The 15,354-nt window shown below is 71.6% G+C and carries 15 protein-coding genes; 6 read left to right on the top strand and 9 right to left on the bottom strand.

Translation table 11 applies throughout. The features are described from left to right. Positions 1 to 95 precede the first annotated feature (95 nt). The gene (locus ACH5AC_RS23455) at positions 96 to 2,078 is read left to right on the top strand and encodes a HelD family protein (RefSeq protein WP_398864217.1); all 1,983 of its coding nucleotides are present in this window, start codon (positions 96 to 98) and stop codon (positions 2,076 to 2,078) included. A 31-nt stretch (positions 2,079 to 2,109) separates the two neighbouring features. Here the strand turns inward: ACH5AC_RS23455 and ACH5AC_RS23450 are convergent, their stop codons facing one another. Continuing rightward, entirely contained in the window at positions 2,110 to 2,802 is a 693-nt protein-coding gene (locus ACH5AC_RS23450) for a copper homeostasis protein CutC (RefSeq protein WP_398863985.1), read from the bottom strand. A gap of 144 nt (positions 2,803 to 2,946) precedes the next feature. Between ACH5AC_RS23450 and ACH5AC_RS23445 the strand changes: the two genes are divergently transcribed. Both ACH5AC_RS23445 and ACH5AC_RS23440 read left to right on the top strand, forming a co-directional pair. Further along, a complete protein-coding gene (locus ACH5AC_RS23445; protein ID WP_398863983.1) occupies positions 2,947 to 3,588 on the top strand; it encodes a hypothetical protein in 642 nt (213 codons plus the stop codon). 52 nt (positions 3,589 to 3,640) lie between these two features. Continuing rightward, positions 3,641 to 4,690, top strand: a complete 1,050-nt coding sequence (locus tag ACH5AC_RS23440) for a GNAT family N-acetyltransferase (protein ID WP_398864216.1) — start codon at positions 3,641 to 3,643, stop codon at positions 4,688 to 4,690. A 4-nt stretch (positions 4,691 to 4,694) separates the two neighbouring features. Here the strand turns inward: ACH5AC_RS23440 and ACH5AC_RS23435 are convergent, their stop codons facing one another. Then, positions 4,695 to 4,955, bottom strand: a complete 261-nt coding sequence (locus ACH5AC_RS23435; protein WP_398863982.1) for a DUF4031 domain-containing protein — start codon at positions 4,953 to 4,955, stop codon at positions 4,695 to 4,697. Between the two features lie 16 nt (positions 4,956 to 4,971). Beyond that, positions 4,972 to 5,370 carry a hypothetical protein gene (locus ACH5AC_RS23430; protein WP_398863981.1) on the bottom strand — a complete coding sequence of 133 codons (399 nt, stop codon included), beginning with the start codon at positions 5,368 to 5,370 and terminating at the stop codon, positions 4,972 to 4,974. 158 nt (positions 5,371 to 5,528) lie between these two features. Here ACH5AC_RS23430 and murQ point away from each other — a divergent pair, with 158 nt between their 5' ends. Further along, entirely contained in the window at positions 5,529 to 6,473 is a 945-nt protein-coding gene (murQ, locus tag ACH5AC_RS23425; protein WP_398863980.1) for an N-acetylmuramic acid 6-phosphate etherase, read from the top strand. 113 nt (positions 6,474 to 6,586) lie between these two features. Further along, positions 6,587 to 7,165: a hypothetical protein gene (locus ACH5AC_RS23420; protein WP_398863979.1), complete on the top strand. Its 579-nt coding sequence runs from the start codon at positions 6,587 to 6,589 to the stop codon at positions 7,163 to 7,165. Between the two features lie 19 nt (positions 7,166 to 7,184). Here the strand turns inward: ACH5AC_RS23420 and ACH5AC_RS23415 are convergent, their stop codons facing one another. Next, the gene (locus ACH5AC_RS23415) at positions 7,185 to 8,708 is read right to left on the bottom strand and encodes a carboxylesterase/lipase family protein (RefSeq protein ID WP_398863978.1); all 1,524 of its coding nucleotides are present in this window, start codon (positions 8,706 to 8,708) and stop codon (positions 7,185 to 7,187) included. Positions 8,709 to 8,819: 111 nt separating this feature from the next. Then, entirely contained in the window at positions 8,820 to 9,974 is a 1,155-nt protein-coding gene (locus tag ACH5AC_RS23410; protein WP_398863977.1) for an NADH:flavin oxidoreductase, read from the bottom strand. 416 nt (positions 9,975 to 10,390) lie between these two features. Here ACH5AC_RS23410 and ACH5AC_RS23405 point away from each other — a divergent pair, with 416 nt between their 5' ends. Beyond that, positions 10,391 to 11,062, top strand: a complete 672-nt coding sequence (locus tag ACH5AC_RS23405) for a Uma2 family endonuclease (protein WP_398863976.1) — start codon at positions 10,391 to 10,393, stop codon at positions 11,060 to 11,062. 77 nt (positions 11,063 to 11,139) lie between these two features. Here ACH5AC_RS23405 and groL read toward each other — a convergent pair whose 3' ends face one another. From groL to thrC, 4 genes are all read right to left on the bottom strand, one after another. Further along, a complete protein-coding gene (gene groL, locus ACH5AC_RS23400) occupies positions 11,140 to 12,762 on the bottom strand; it encodes a chaperonin GroEL (protein WP_398863975.1) in 1,623 nt (540 codons plus the stop codon). A 328-nt stretch (positions 12,763 to 13,090) separates the two neighbouring features. Then, positions 13,091 to 13,294: a cold-shock protein gene (locus ACH5AC_RS23395; RefSeq protein ID WP_004986573.1), complete on the bottom strand. Its 204-nt coding sequence runs from the start codon at positions 13,292 to 13,294 to the stop codon at positions 13,091 to 13,093. A 430-nt stretch (positions 13,295 to 13,724) separates the two neighbouring features. After that, entirely contained in the window at positions 13,725 to 14,000 is a 276-nt protein-coding gene (locus ACH5AC_RS23390; RefSeq protein ID WP_004000249.1) for a MoaD/ThiS family protein, read from the bottom strand. Between the two features lie 44 nt (positions 14,001 to 14,044). Beyond that, on the bottom strand, positions 14,045 to 15,340 hold the full coding sequence (gene thrC / locus ACH5AC_RS23385) for a threonine synthase (RefSeq protein ID WP_398863973.1): 1,296 nt from the start codon (positions 15,338 to 15,340) through the stop codon (positions 14,045 to 14,047). Between the last annotated feature and the right edge of the window lie 14 nt (positions 15,341 to 15,354).

The following is a 15,354-nucleotide window of genomic DNA, read 5'->3' as shown; positions in this document are numbered from 1 at the left end:
CCCTCAGCAGGCCCGGAGGCACCCCCTTGTCCGCGCAGGACCCCCTCTCCCGTGAGCGCTCCCACCTGTCCGCGTCCCGTGCCGCGCTGCGGGCGATGCGGGAGGGCGTCGAGGCGCTCGACATCAGCGATGTCACCGCGAACTGGGTCAACGCCGAGGTGCTGGCCCGGCAGATCGACGAGCGGATCAAGGCGCTGGCCGACCTGAGCGACACGCCGTTGTTCTTCGGCCGGCTGGACTATCTTCACCCCCTTAACTGTCCCCACCCGGACGCGGCCGAGCAGGCGGAGGGTGCCGAGGGGGAGCGCTTCTACATCGGGCGGCGGCATGTGCACGACGCCGACGGCGACCCCATGGTGATCGACTGGCGTGCCCCCGTCTCGCAGCCGTTCTACCGGGCCTCGAAGAAGGACCCGATGGACGTCGGACTGCGGCGCCGCTTCGGCTACACGGGCGGCGAGCTCACCGCGTACGAGGACGAGCATCTCTCCGACCCCTCGGAGGCCGCACGCACCAGCAAGCTGCTCCAGCAGGAGATCGAGCGGCCGCGTGTCGGCCCGATGCGGGACATCGTGGCCACGATCCAGCCGGAGCAGGACGAGATCGTACGCAGCGGTCTGGGCGGCAGCGTGTGCGTGCAGGGCGGCCCCGGCACCGGGAAGACGGCCGTCGGTCTGCACCGGGTTGCCTATCTGCTGTACGCGCACCGCGAGCGGCTGGCCCGCACCGGCACACTGGTCATCGGGCCGAACAGGTCGTTCCTGCACTACATCGAGCAGGTGCTGCCCGCGCTGGGCGAGTTGACCGTCCGGCAGGCGACCGTCGACGACCTCGTGGCCCATGTCGAGGTGCGCGGGACCGACGACGCGGCGGCCGCCGTGGTCAAGGGCGACGCCCGGATGGCGCAGGTGCTGCGCCGGGCGGTGTACGCGCAGGTCACCCTGCCGACCGAACCGGTGGTCGTGGTGCGCGGCTCGCGCCGATGGCGGGTACCGGCGTACGAACTCGAAGACATTGTCCGTGAGTTGCTCGACCGGGACATCCGCTACGGCGCCGCCCGCGAGGCCCTGCCGCAGCGGATCGCGCACGCGGTGCTGGTGCAGATGGAACGGGCGGGCGAGGCCCCCGACGACCGCGTGCAGGACGCGGTCGCCCGCAACAGCGCGGTCAAGGCGGCGGTGAAGACGATCTGGCCGCAGGTCGATCCGGCGAAGCTGGTGCTGCGGCTGCTGACGGACCCCGAGTTCCTCGCCGAGCACGCGGCGGGCGTGCTCGGCGAGGACGAGCAGAAGACGATCCTGTGGGCGAAGCCGGTGCGGTCGGTGAAGTCGGCCAAGTGGTCGGCGGCGGACGCGGTGCTGATCGACGAGGCGGCGGATCTCGTCGAGCGGACGGCCTCGCTGGGCCATGTGGTGCTCGACGAGGCGCAGGACCTGTCCCCCATGCAGTACCGCGCGGTGGGCCGACGCTGCACGACGGGCTCGGCGACCGTGCTGGGCGACCTGGCGCAGGGCACGACGCCCTGGGCGACGCGGAGTTGGGCCGAGGCGCTGGCCCACCTGGGCAAACCGGACGCGGTGGTGGAGGAGCTGACGGCCGGTTTCCGCGTCCCGACCGACGTCATCACGTACGCCTCCCGCCTCCTCCCCCACATCGCACCCGGCCTCACCCCGGTCGCGTCGGTCCGCGAGAACCCGGGCTTCTTCGACCTGCGCCCGGTCGTGGGCGACGCCGAAGTCCTCTCCGCCTGCGAGGAGTTGCTGCGCCACGAGGGCTCCGTCGGCCTGATCGCCGCCGACGCGCGTGTGCCCGCCCTCGCCGAGGCCCTGACGGCCGCCGGGACGCCGTACCTGAACCCCGGCGAGGAGACGACGTCCGCCACGCGCCTGACCCTGGTCCCGGCCTCCCTCGCCAAGGGCCTGGAGTACGACTACGTCGTCCTCGACGAGCCCCAGGCCGTCGTCGACGGCGAACCCGACGAGCGCACGGGCCTGCGCCGCCTGTATGTGTCCCTGACCCGAGCGGTGTCGGGGCTGATCGTGACGCACGGGGCGGGTCTGCCGGCGCAGCTGGGCTGAGGAGGGGTCACAGCCGAGGAACGGTCAGGGGTCACCCGGCGTCCAGTGCCTTGCGCCACTCCGCCACCGCCTCCGCCGACACCGGCCCGGCCCAGCCGTCCGGCCTCGCCGCGCCCCCGATGTGGAAGGCGTCGAGGCCGGCGGAGCGCAGCTCCGGGACGTGGTCCAGGCGGAGGCCGCCGCCGACCAGGAGCTGCTGTCCGTACCCGGGCTCGCCGCAGCGGGCAGCCTCGGTGAGGAGTGTGGGCAGGCCGTCGTCGACACCGCCGGCGGCGCCCGCCGTGAGATAGGTGTCCAGGCCCGGCAGCCCCTCCAGCTGCTTGCGCAGGGCGTCGCGGTCGGCGGCGCGGTCGATCGCCCGGTGGAAGGTCCAGCGGCAGCCGTCCAGTTCGGCCACCACGCGCTCCACGGCCTCCAGGTCCGCCCCGCCGTCCGCGTCGAGGAAGCCGAGGACGAACTGGTCGGCGCCCTCCCGGCGCAGCTCCCGGGCTGCCCCGGCCAGCCGCTCCACCTCCCCCGCCGCGAACCCGTCCGCGAGGCGCAGCATCACGCGCAGGTCGATGTCGACGGCGGCGCGGATCCCGGCGAAGGTCGCGACGGGCGGGGTGAGTCCGTCGGCCGCCATGTCGGTGACCAGCTCCAGCCGGTCCGCACCTCCGGCCTGGGCGGCGACCGCGTCCTCGACGTCGAGGGCGATCACCTCCAGGACTGCACGCGTGCTCATACGACCCCTTCCGTCGGTGTGCCGGCTGTTCCCGTGGAGCGGCTACAGGTCTAGTCCAATTCAAGAGTACGCCCGGCCGCCGCACCAGGGCGAAGAGACGCCGCACCAGGGCGAAGAGCAGGACAGCGGCAGGACAATGGCGGCATGGCCGACCTCGACGCACTGCGCTCCCGCTTCGTCCAAGCCCTGACAGCCACCCGCGGCGCCGACACCCCCGACCCCGTCCCCTACGCCGACAACCTCCTCGCCCGCTGGCAGGAACCCCAGCGCCGCTACCACACCCTCAGCCACCTCACCGCCGTCCTGGACCACATCGACGTGCTGGAGCGCTACGCCGCCGACCCGGACGTCGTACGCCTCGCCGCCTGGTTCCACGACGCCGTCTACCTGCCCGACCGCTCCGAGAACGAGGAACGCTCCGCCCGCCTCGCCGAGCGCGCCCTGCCCGAGGCCGGCGTGCCGGACGCGCGGACCGCCGAGGTGGCCCGGCTGGTCCGGCTCACCACCGGTCACGATCCGGCCGACGACGACCGCGACGGCCAGGTCCTGTGCGACGCCGACCTCGCGATCCTCGCCGCCCCGCCCTCCGCGTACGCCGCCTACACCGCGGCCGTCCGCGAGGAGTACCACTTCGTCCCCAGCGACGCCTTCCGCGCGGGCCGGACCGCCGTACTGCGGCACCTGCTCGATCTGCCGCGCCTGTTCAGGACGCCGTACGGGGCCGAGCACTGGGAGGCGACCGCCCGCTACAACATCAACGGCGAACTGGAAATGCTGTCGAGCTGACCGCGCCCCGCCGCCTACGCTGCGTCCCATGCGGACTTGGGGCGGGGATCAGGTGCAAGCGGCCGTGGCGAGCTGTGTCGGGCTGCTGCGGACGGTGACGGACCGCGACTGGGAAGGGACGCGGGCCGGCCGGCTGGAGTGGAGCTGCCGGCGCGCCGCCGAGCACATCGCGAGCGATCTCATCGCCTACGCCGGCCGGCTGGCCGGGCGGCACCAGAACGCCCGCCTCCCCTTCGACATCGCTCTCGACGACGGCACCGACAACGCCGGTGTCCTGGACGTCATCCAGGCGACCGGCACCCTGCTCGCGGTCACCGTCCGGGCCACACCCCGCTCCGCGCGCGCCTTCCATCCCTACCCCTTCCGCAGCGCCAACCGCGAGGGCTTCGCCGCGATGGGCGTCGCCGAGGTGCTGCTGCACACGCATGACATCGCCGAAGGGCTCGGGGTGCCGTACGAGGCCCCGGCCGAACTGTGCGAGGGCGTGCTGACCCGGATCTTCCCGCAGGTACGGCCGGACGCCGACCCCTGGGCGACCCTGCTGTGGGCCACCGGCCGCGGCGAGCTGCCCGGCCGTGCGCCGGTCACCGACTGGCGCTGGCACAACAACCTCGTCCTGCCCGCCGGCCGCCTCACCCTGGAGGGCCTCACCCCCGCGGCCGCCGCCGACCTGCGGGCGGGCGGCGACGGCGGCTTCACCTGGCTGGGCGACGGGCCGCTGCAGGGCACCCGGGACGCCGCCGGGATCGTCCGCAAGGCGTACGAGTCCGGGGTGCACCGACCGGAGTTCGGCGTCTTCGTCGTCGTACGGCGGGAGGACGACCGGGCGATCGGCAGCATGGGCTTCCACGGGCCGCCGGACGAGGACGGGCGGGCCGAGACCGGCTACGACCTCGTCGAGGCCGCTCGCGGCCACGGCTACGCCACGGAGGCGCTGCGCACGCTCGCGGAGTGGGCGCTGGCCCGGGACGACGTACGGACCCTGTGCGCGGTGATCGACCACGACAACCTGCCGTCACAGGGCGTGGCGACCCGCGCGGGCTTCGACCGGGCGCCCCTGGACGCGAACCCGGAGCTGCTGCTGTACGTCCGCCGGAAGTGACGGGTCAGCGTCCCTTCGGGCGGCGCAGACCCGCCTCCGTGAGCCGGCGGACCAGTTCCTTGGAGCCGACCTCGACCGCGCCGGCCGCCACCACCTCGGCGTAGCGGTCGGAGGGGATGTCGTAGTGGTCGCGCTCGAAGGCCCGGCGCGGCACGCCCACCCGCTCGGCGAACGCGTGCAGTTCGTCGTACGACACATCGCTGACGAGGTGCGACCAGAGCCGGCCGTGGCCCGGCCAGGTCGGCGGGTCGACATAGACGGTCACCGGCGCCCCGTGCCCCTCATGAGGACGGCGTGCCGTAGCCGGTGGCCGCGCCGAGCCGGCCGACCGCCGCCACCTTCACGCCCGCCTTGTCGCACACCCAGTGCGGGTCGGGGCCCAGCTCCGGCTCGACGTCCAGCGCGTGCGGGTCGCCCGAACCGCACACCGGGCAGAGCGGCCAGCGGCCGTACCGCTCCAGCAGGGCGTCCTGGACGTCCTGGGCGACCAGCCCGGCCACATACTCCACGCCTTCCGGCCACTGCTCCACCCACCAGCGGCGCTGCACGACGGACTCCTCGACCAGCGACACCACGTCCGCCTGCGCGACCTGACCCGCCACGAGGTCGGCGAGCACCAGGGCGCGGGCCGCGTGCAGGGCCTGTTCGAGGGGGCTCAGGGGGTGGCTCGTGGGTTCCATGGGTCCATTGTGCGCACTCCTGACCGCGCGGCCGAACCGAAATCAGCCGCGGTGCTCGCACCGGCCGCGTCGTAGGAGGCGCCGGCGCATCGGCACCGGTAGACCGGGTGAGTCCACCGACCGCCCTCGGACCGAAAGAGCCGACCCCAATGCCTCCCATGCCCCCTGTGGATGACTCCTCCTTCTCCGGCGATCTCCTCGCCCAGCTCTCCGCCCTCCCCACCGAAGCCTTCCGGGCCGACCTCGCGGACATCGACCGGCTGCCGACCCTCGACATCGCCCGGCTGATGAACGGTGAGGACTCCGCCGTACCGGCCGCCGTCGCGGATCAGCTGCCCGTCATCGCCGCCGCGATCGACGCGATCGCGCCGCGGATGGCGCGGGGCGGGCGGCTGGTGTACGCCGGGGCGGGAACCGCCGGGCGGCTCGGTGTGCTGGACGCGTCCGAGTGCCCGCCCACCTTCAACACCGCCCCGGGGCAGGTCGTCGGGCTCATCGCGGGTGGGGCCGAGGCCCTGGTCACCTCCGTCGAAGGGGCCGAGGACTCACGGGAACTGGCGGTGGCGGATCTGGACGCGCTCCGGCTGACCCCCGCCGACACGGTCGTCGGCGTCTCCGCGTCCGGCCGCACCCCGTACGCCGTCGGCGCCGTCGAGCACGCCCGGTCCGTCGGCGCGCTGACCGTCGGGGTGGCCTGCAACCCCGGCAGTGCGCTGGCCGGAGCGGCCGAGTACGGCGTCGAGGTGGTCGTCGGGCCCGAGCTGATCACCGGGTCGACCCGGCTGAAGGCCGGCACCGCGCAGAAGCTGGTGCTGAACATGCTGTCGACGATCACGATGGTCCGTCTCGGCAAGACGTACGGGAACCTGATGGTCGACGTCCGCGCCTCCAACGAGAAGCTGCGCGCCCGGTCGCGGCGCATCGTCGCCCTCGCGACGGGCGCGGCGGACGCCGAGGTGGAGGCCGCGCTCGCGGCGACCGACGGCGAGGTGAAGAACGCGATCCTCAGCATCCTCGCCGACGTCGACGGAGCCGCCGCCGCCCGCCTTCTGGAGCGGTCCGGCGGCCGACTGCGTGCCGCGCTGGCCGCCGCCCGCCGCTGAGCGGGCGCCATGGGCGGCCATCCGTCGACCCGTCCGGCTGGGCCCTGTTCCCCCAGCCCGCCGAGAGCGGCCTGGTCGGCGGGACACGGACGGCATGTGCGACGGTAGAAGGCGTGAACCACGCCCAGCTCACCTCCCTGGGCCGCGCCCTTCGTCTTCTCGGCGAGCACGGCGAGGCCCTCACCGCCGACACGCCGGACGCGAAGCTGCACGAGGTCAAGGCCGACCTGCGGCGCGCCCTGGACCTGCTGGACGAGAGCGTCGGCACGGCCGCGCCCAGCACCCGGTGCGCCGAGCACCCGAACGGTCCCGTCGACAAGAGCGCCCCCGATCTGTGCCTGCTCTGCGAGACCCGGCGGCGGGCCGCCCGGCGCTCCGAGTACGGCGGGCAGCCGGCCCACGCGCAGCCCCGCGAGCACACCGAGGCCGTGCCGTCCCGGTACGGCGTCCGCGCCGACCGCCCCCAGCCCCAGCAGCGCTGGCTGCCGGAGCTGTGGAACGGCCAGGAGTGGCAGCTGTGCGGCACCCCGCGCCGGGACCGCCGCGAGGCGGAGCTCTACATCGCCGCCCTGCGCCGCGGGTCCCGGCCCGCGATGGCATACCGGCTGGTGCACGAGTTCACGGACTACGAGGTGCTGCGCATCTGGGGCACCCCCGTGAAGGTCGACATCGAGCCCCTCGGCAACCTCTGAGTCGGCGGCCCCCAGTCGGTCACCCCAGCAGCGGCAGCGCCGGGAACGTGTGCCCCTCCCAGAGCCTGCGCGACACCTCCTCCGGGTACTCCCGCACCTCCGTCTTCTCGTCCAGCACCTGAACCAGCCGCCGCTCCTCGTCGTACGCCGGCCAGCCCGGGTCGCCCGTGCGCGCGAAGTCCGTCCACGCCTGGCGGATCCGGGAGGACAGCTCCCGCGCCTGCGGGGTGACCTCCGCCCCGGCGAAGAGCAGGTTGCCGAGGTCCGCGTCGTACGTGCCGAACAGGAGGGGGACGTCCAGGCCGTGGCAGGCGCCCAGGACACCGCCCGCGCCGGGGGCCTGCCAGGTCAGCTCGTACAGGTGGGCCCGGCCGCCGCCCGCGATCTGCGCCTCCGCCAGCCGCAGCGAGGGTATGTGAAACAGCCAGTCCGACTGGACCCGCTCGTGCAGCTCGTCCGGGCCCGCGTCCGGGAAGGCCGCCCGGTAGGCCCGCTCCCCTGCCTCACCGCCCGGCGCGAACAGGCGCAGGGTCCGGGTCGCCCGCTCGTCGGTGATCCGGCCGAGCATGCCGCCCATGACCATGAACAGCCGGAACTCGTGCGCATTGTGCCCGACGATCAGCTCCACGTCCCGCGCGGCGCCCGCCGCCAGCGCCTGCCAGGGCGTCCGAGGCAGCACCTCGCCGTCCACCACCGGCGAGAACGGTGTGACGGTCGGCGCCACCTGGCCCCATCTGTCCAGCCGGTCCAGCATCTTCGCGCTCAACGCAGCACCCGCCTCGGTCAGTTCGCGCGGGTCGACCGTGGCCAGGTCGGCCGCCGTGGGGCGCAGACCGGCCTCCGCCGCGATGGCCGTCGCGAGGTCTCGGGCCAGCTCGTCCGAGAAGTATGTGCCCGGCAGGCTCTGTGCTATGGCCCGCCGGAACAAGCCGCGCGCGCTCGGCATCGCCAGCAGGGACCCCACCGATCCCGCGCCCGCCGACTCGCCGAACACCGTCACCCGGTCCGGGTCGCCGCCGAACTCCGCGATGGTGTCCCGCACCCACTCCAGCGCGGCGACCTGGTCGAGCAGCCCCCGGTTGGCGGGCGCGCCCTCGATCCGCGCGAACCCTTCGATGCCGACCCGGTAGTTGAAGGTGACGACGACCAGGTCGCCCTCACGGGCGATGTGCTGGGCGTCGTAACCCGGGCTGCCGGAGTGGCCGAGTTTGTAGGCGCCGCCGTAGATCCACACCATGACCGGGCGGGGAGCCGAAGGGGTCGGGTCCGGAGTCCAGACGTTCACCGTCAGCCAGTCGTCGCCGCCTGCCGGAGCCTGCCCCGTACGCCCTTGTATCCCGGCCTCCTGCGGGGGTGGTGGCCCGAAGGCGTACGCGTCGCGTATGCCGTCCCAGGGCTCCGGCGGGCACGGGGCCTGGAAGCGGGCCCCGCCGACCGGCGGCGCGGCGAACGGAATCCCCCGGAAGACGGTCAGCCCGTCCTCCCGCCGCCCCCGCACGGCACCGGCGGCGGTACGCACCACCACCGGACTTGTCGTCGTCATCGGTCAGGCCACCTCTCGATCGCTTGTACCGAAAACGGCCTGCCGACAAGGAAAGTGCCAGAGCGGCCGCACTCCACCCGTGTGAGTGACGGCCAATCTGTGTCTTGGCGCTCAGCTGAGGGTTCTCACCGCCGCCGCGTCGTACGGCTTCAGCTCGTCGAAGCGGCCCGCCAGGACCTTCGCCGCCCACTGCGGGTCCTGGAGCAGCGCGCGGCCGACGGCGACGAGGTCGAACTCGTCGCGCTCCAGCCGGTCGAGGAGATTGTCCAGGCTGCCGACCGGGGCGCCCTCGCCCACAAAGGCCCGATCGAAGTCGCCGTCGAGGCCCACCGAGCCGACGGTGATGGTCTGCTTGCCGGTGAGCTTCTTGGCCCAGCCGGCCAGGTTGAGGTCGGAGCCCTCGAACTCGGGCAGCCAGTGGCGGCGGGTGGAGGCGTGGAAGGCGTCGACCCCGGCCGCGGCGAGCGGGGCGAGGAGGGTCTCCAGCTCCTGCGGGGTCTCGGCGATGCGGGCGTCGAAGTGGTACGACTTCCACTGGGAGAAACGGAAGAGGACGGGGAAGTCGGCGGACACGGCCTCGCGTACGGCGGCGACGATCTCGCCGGCGAACCGGGTACGGGCGACGAGGTCACCGCCGTAGGCGTCGGTGCGGCGGTTGGTGCGGGCCCACAGGAACTGGTCGATGAGGTAGCCGTGGGCGCCGTGCAGCTCGACTCCGTCGAAGCCGATGCGCTCGGCGGCGGCCGCGGCCTCGGCGAACGCGCCGATGACGTCGTCCAGGTCGCGCTGTGTCATGGCCTTGCCGGTGCCCTCGGTGCCGTCGAGCCGGATCCCGGAGGGGCCGACGGCCGGGGCGTCGGCGTACGGCGGCTTGCCCTGCTCACGCACCATCCCGATGTGCCACAGCTGCGGCACGATCCTCCCGCCCGCCGCGTGCACGTCCTCGGCGACCTTCGCCCACCCGGCCAGCTGCTCCTCCCCGTGGAACCGGGGCACCCGGTCGCTCTCCCCGGCCGACTCGTGCCCCACGTACGTGCCCTCGGTGACGATCAGTCCGACCCCGGCGGCGGCGCGGCGGGCGTAGTACGACCGCACGTCGTCGCCGGGGATACCGCCCGGGGAGAACATGCGCGTCATCGGGGCCATCACGATGCGGTTGGGGACGGTCAGGCCGTTGATCGCGACGGGCCGGGAGAGGATCTCGGCCGCACGACGGGAGGCGGCGGACTCGGCGGGGTCAGTGGACTCAGCGGTGGTGGCGGTCACGTCAGGGCTCCTCAGGAGACAGGGACCAGGCGGTATGTGCAAGCGCATGCGTCACGCGTAGGCGTCAACCGCCCCCACCCGCCCGCCATTTCCGCAACCACCCCCGAACCCTTGTGATCCCAGCCACTCCACCGCACCCGCCCGGGGCCCGCCCCGCCCCCGCCCCGCCGTGTCCTGGAGTGCGCGCGGTGCGGCCTCCCGGGCCGCCCGGAGGCACTGCCGGGTGGGGTGTGCGGCGCATGCAGCGGGAAGCTCGCGCCGGATCACTCCCGTGCGCCCCTGTCTGCCTCGACGATTCACGCCCGTGCGGAGGAGATCCGTGCGGCGATGTCCCTACGCCGACGGACACCCGTATGACCGCTCCTACGGTCCGACGACACCACGCCGGGGCACGTTGGAGGGGAGGAGGCGACGCCATGACCCCCAGCACCGCTGAACGCTCGCAGATGCCCATTGAGGACTTCGAGGAACTCGCCGAAGTGGCCCCGGAAGGTGTGCGGCTCGAATTCGTCGATGGGCGTGTCCGCACCGCGGATCCGCTCAGCGTCGAGGACTTCGAGGAATTGGAGCGCCTGGCACCGGAGACCGTCCGGCTTGAGTACATCAACGGGAAGCTAGAGGTCAAGGCGATGCCGGACGGCAAGCACCGTTCGATTTACATGTGGTTGGTGCGCCAGTTCCTGGTGCACCGTCCTGACCTTGATCTCGCACCCGAGTTCGGGGTGAAGGCTGAGGCGTACCGCAAGGGACGTGCTCGCACCGACGCAGCACTCGCGCCCGCGGATCACTTCGTCGACGACGGTGAGTGGTCCGAGACCGAGGGCATCCTGATGGCCCTGGAGATCACCTCACGCGACCGTGACACCAATCAGCGCGACCGCATCGACAAGCCCATCGGCTACGCGGAGGCCGACATCCCTGTCTACCTGCTCATTGACCGTGACAACTGCACAGCCGTCGGGTACAGCGAGCCCAAAGACGGCCGCTACCGTCAGTCCCCGTCCTATCCCTGGGGAGCAATGGTGGAGCTTCCGCCGCCGGTGAGCATCACTCTCGACACCGAGCCACTCAAACGGTACGCCTACTGAAACGCCCGAGGGCGGCACCCCCTTCACAGGGGGTGCCGCCCTCGGTCCGTAGGACGGTTGATCAACCCTTGGGTCGATCAGAAGTCCATGTCACCGCCCGGCATGCCGCCGCCGGCCGGGGCCGCGGCCTTCTCCGGCTTGTCGGCGATGACGGCCTCGGTGGTGAGGAAGAGCGCGGCGATGGAGGCCGCGTTCTGCAGGGCGGAGCGGGTGACCTTGGCGGGGTCGATGATGCCCTCGGCGACGAGGTCGACGTACTCGCCGGTCGCGGCGTTCAGGCCGTGGCCGGGGGTGAGGTTGCGGACCTTCTCCACCACGACGCCGCCCTCGAGGCCGGCGTTGACGGCGATCTGCTTCAGCGGGGCCTCGAGGGCCAGCTTGACGGCGGCGGCACCGGTGGCCTCGTCGCCCTCCAGCTCCAGCTTCTCGAAGACCTGGGACGCCTGCAGCAGGGCCACGCCACCACCGGCGACGATGCCCTCCTCGACGGCGGCCTTCGCGTTGCGGACGGCGTCCTCGATGCGGTGCTTGCGCTCCTTGAGCTCGACCTCGGTGGCGGCACCGGCCTTGATGACCGCGACACCGCCGGCGAGCTTCGCCAGGCGCTCCTGCAGCTTCTCGCGGTCGTAGTCGGAGTCGCTGTTCTCGATCTCGGCGCGGATCTGGTTCACGCGGCCCGCGACCTGCTCGGAGGAGCCGGCGCCGTCGACGATGGTGGTCTCGTCCTTGGTGATGACGACCTTGCGGGCCTTGCCCAGCAGGTCGAGGGTCGTGTTCTCGAGCTTGAGACCGACCTCCTCGGAGATGACCTCGCCGCCGGTGAGGATGGCGATGTCGTTCAGCATCGCCTTGCGGCGGTCGCCGAAGCCCGGGGCCTTGACCGCGACGGACTTGAAGGTGCCGCGGATCTTGTTGACGACCAGGGTCGACAGGGCCTCGCCCTCGACGTCCTCGGCGATGATCAGCAGCGGCTTGCCCGACTGCATGACCTTCTCCAGGAGCGGGAGCAGGTCCTTGACGTTGGCGATCTTGGAGTTCGCGATCAGGATGTACGGGTCGTCGAGGACGGCCTCCATACGCTCCATGTCGGTCGCGAAGTAGGCGGAGATGTAGCCCTTGTCGAAGCGCATGCCCTCGGTGAGCTCGAGCTCAAGACCGAAGGTCTGCGACTCCTCGACGGTGATGACGCCTTCCTTGCCGACCTTGTCCATGGCCTCGGCGATCAGCTCACCGATCTGGGTGTCGGCGGCGGAGATGGAGGCCGTGGAGGCGATCTGCTCCTTGGTCTCGACATCCTTCGCCTGCTCCAGGAGGGCGGCGGAGACGGCCTCGACGGCCTTCTCGATACCGCGCTTCAGGGCCATCGGGTTGGCACCGGCGGCCACGTTGCGCAGGCCCTCGCGGACGAGCGCCTGGGCGAGGACGGTGGCGGTGGTCGTACCGTCGCCGGCGACGTCGTCCGTCTTCTTGGCGACTTCCTTGACCAGCTCGGCGCCGATCTTCTCGTACGGGTCCTCGAGCTCGATCTCCTTGGCGATGGAGACACCATCGTTGGTGATCGTGGGGGCGCCCCACTTCTTCTCGAGGACGACGTTGCGACCCTTGGGGCCGAGCGTCACCTTCACGGCGTCCGCGAGCTGGTTCATGCCGCGCTCGAGGCCGCGCCGCGCCTCCTCGTCGAACGCGATGATCTTGGCCATGTGAAGTGGTCCCTCCAGGACTGGGGGTGATTCCTTCGGACCGCGCCCGCGCCCGCGACGGACGGCTCGCCGGCCTTGTGGTTCCTTGCCCCACCCGGCCTGCGGGCCTCACCGACCCGGTCCTTCGCTGTCACTCTCACCTTCAGAGTGCTAACGCCAATGATTAGCACTCGACCCATGCGAGTGCAAGCGGCTCTCGGAGGTTGCGGCCGGATCAGAGGCGGACGAGAGACGGATGAGAGGCGGATGAGAGGCGGATCGGCCGGTGGCGGACAGGGCGAAGGGCCCCCACCCGGGACGGGTGGGGGCCCTTCGTCGAAAAGAACGTTCAGGCGGTGACGCGAACCATGTCGGCCTGCGGGCCCTTCTGGCCCTGCGAGATCTCGAACTCGACCCGCTGGCCCTCTTCCAGGGTGCGGTAGCCGTCCATCTGAATCGCGCTGTAGTGGACGAAGACGTCCGCACCACCGTCGACCGCGATGAAGCCGTACCCCTTCTCCGCGTTGAACCACTTGACGGTGCCCTGAGCCATGCCTAACTCCCCTATTACTGGCCCTTGCACAGATCCACACTTCGCGGACCCGGGTCAGACCTCACCCCCCAGTCGTTGGGGGCGTGCGCCGGAACGCGTCGACCGCGGCTGAATGTATCTGTCCAACTGCCGTCTGCAACAGGTCAATCGGACGAGAAATCTGGACGCGTCGGGCCCGGAAAGTGGGGTCAATTACCCTGACTTCAGGTCAAGTCGGGCCCCACAAAGGGAACAAAAGCCGCGAAAGAAGCGCGCACTTTGGCTGCTTCTTGACGGGCGTAAGGCAGAAATCAAGGGCCTGCGACCCGGAGGCCGGGGCCGTGTTCCCCAACTGTACCGCGCTCAATCACGCAGAATTGCCCCCTCCGCTTCTCTCACGGAGGGGGCAATTCAGTGAACTCTCGGTAACCTCCGTTACCGAAGGTAATGATCAGCCGCCCGCGACCGCCGGGATGATGGAGACACCGGCGCCGTCGGGGGTCGCCGTCTCCAGGCCCTGCTCGAAACGGACGTCGTCGTCATTGACGTACACGTTCACGAACCGGCGCAGCTTGCCCTGGTCGTCCAGGACCCGGGCCGCGATCCCGGTGTGGTTCTTCTCCAGATCGGCGATGACCTCGGCGAGGGTGGCACCCTCGGCGGCCACCTCGGCCTGACCGCCGGTGTAGGTGCGCAGGATGGTCGGGATGCGGACGGTAACGCTCACTTGAAAACCTCCGGTGGGATGACTTGCCTAGGGGGGCGCGCGATTCAGACGAGGCCGGCGTCCCGGAACGACTCCAGGCTGGGCCGAATGGTCGCGGTGAGCCCCGTGCCCTCCACCGCATCCAGCGTCTTGAGACCATCCCCCGTGTTCAGCACGACCGTGGTCTTCGTCGGGTCCAGCACGCCGTTCTCGATCAGCTTGCGCGTCACGCCGACCGTCACACCGCCGGCGGTCTCCGCGAAGATGCCCTCGGTACGGGCCAGCAGCTTGATCGCGTCGACGACCTGCTCGTCGGTCACGTCCTCCACCGCACCACCGGTACGGCGCGCGATGTCCAGGACGTACGGCCCGTCGGCCGGGTTGCCGATGGCCAGCGACTTGGCGATGGTGTTCGGCTTCTGCGGGCGGACCACGTCGTGGCCCTCCTTGAAGGCCACCGACACCGGCGAGCAGCCCTCGGCCTGCGCGCCGAAGATCTTGTACGGCCTGTCCTCGACGAGCCCCAGCCTGATCAGCTCCTGCAGCCCCTTGTCGATCTTCGTGAGCTGGGAGCCGGAGGCGATCGGGACGACCAGCTGGTCGGGGAGCTGCCAGCCGAGCTGCTCGCAGATCTCGTACGCCAGGGTCTTGGAGCCCTCCGCGTAGTACGGCCGCAGGTTCACGTTGACGAAGCCCCAGCCCTCGCCGGCCGGGTCGCCGATCAGTTCGGAGCAGAAGCGGTTGACGTCGTCGTAGTTGCCCTCGATGCCGACGAGTTCGCCGCCGTAGATCGCGGCCATGACGACCTTGCCCTGCTCCAGGTCGTGCGGGATGAACACGCAGGAGCGGAAGCCGGCGCGGGCGGCGGCGGCGCCGACGGCACCGGCGAGGTTGCCGGTGGAGGAGCACGAGAGGGTGGTGAATCCGAAGGCGCGCGCCGCCTCCAGCGCCTGGGCGACCACGCGGTCCTTGAAGGAGTGCGTCGGGTTGCCGGAGTCGTCCTTCACGTACAGCCCGCCGGTCACGCCCAGCTCGCGCGCCAGGTTGTCGGCCTTGACGAGCTTGGTCCAGCCGGGGTTGAGGTTCGGCTTGTCGGCCACGTCCGCCGGGACGGGCAGCAGCGGCGCGTACCGCCAGATGTTCGCGGGACCCGCCTCGATGCGCCTGCGCAGCTCCTCGGTGTCGTACGAGGAGAAGTCGTACGCGATCTCCAGCGGGCCGAAACACTCCTCGCACGCGAAGACCGGGCCGAGGGGCACGCGGTGACCGCACTCGCGGCAGGACAGCGCGGCGGCGGGACCGAGGTCGACGGTGTCGTTGGTGCGGGTGGTGTCCGTGGTGGCAACTGTCTGCACAGCCATGTGAGGCGAGGCCC

Source organism: Streptomyces sp. NPDC018693 (genome assembly GCF_044391385.1).
Lineage (GTDB): Bacteria > Actinomycetota > Actinomycetes > Streptomycetales > Streptomycetaceae > Streptomyces.
Note: the sequence above shows the minus strand (reverse complement) of the source record. Positions and strands in the feature narration are given on the sequence as shown.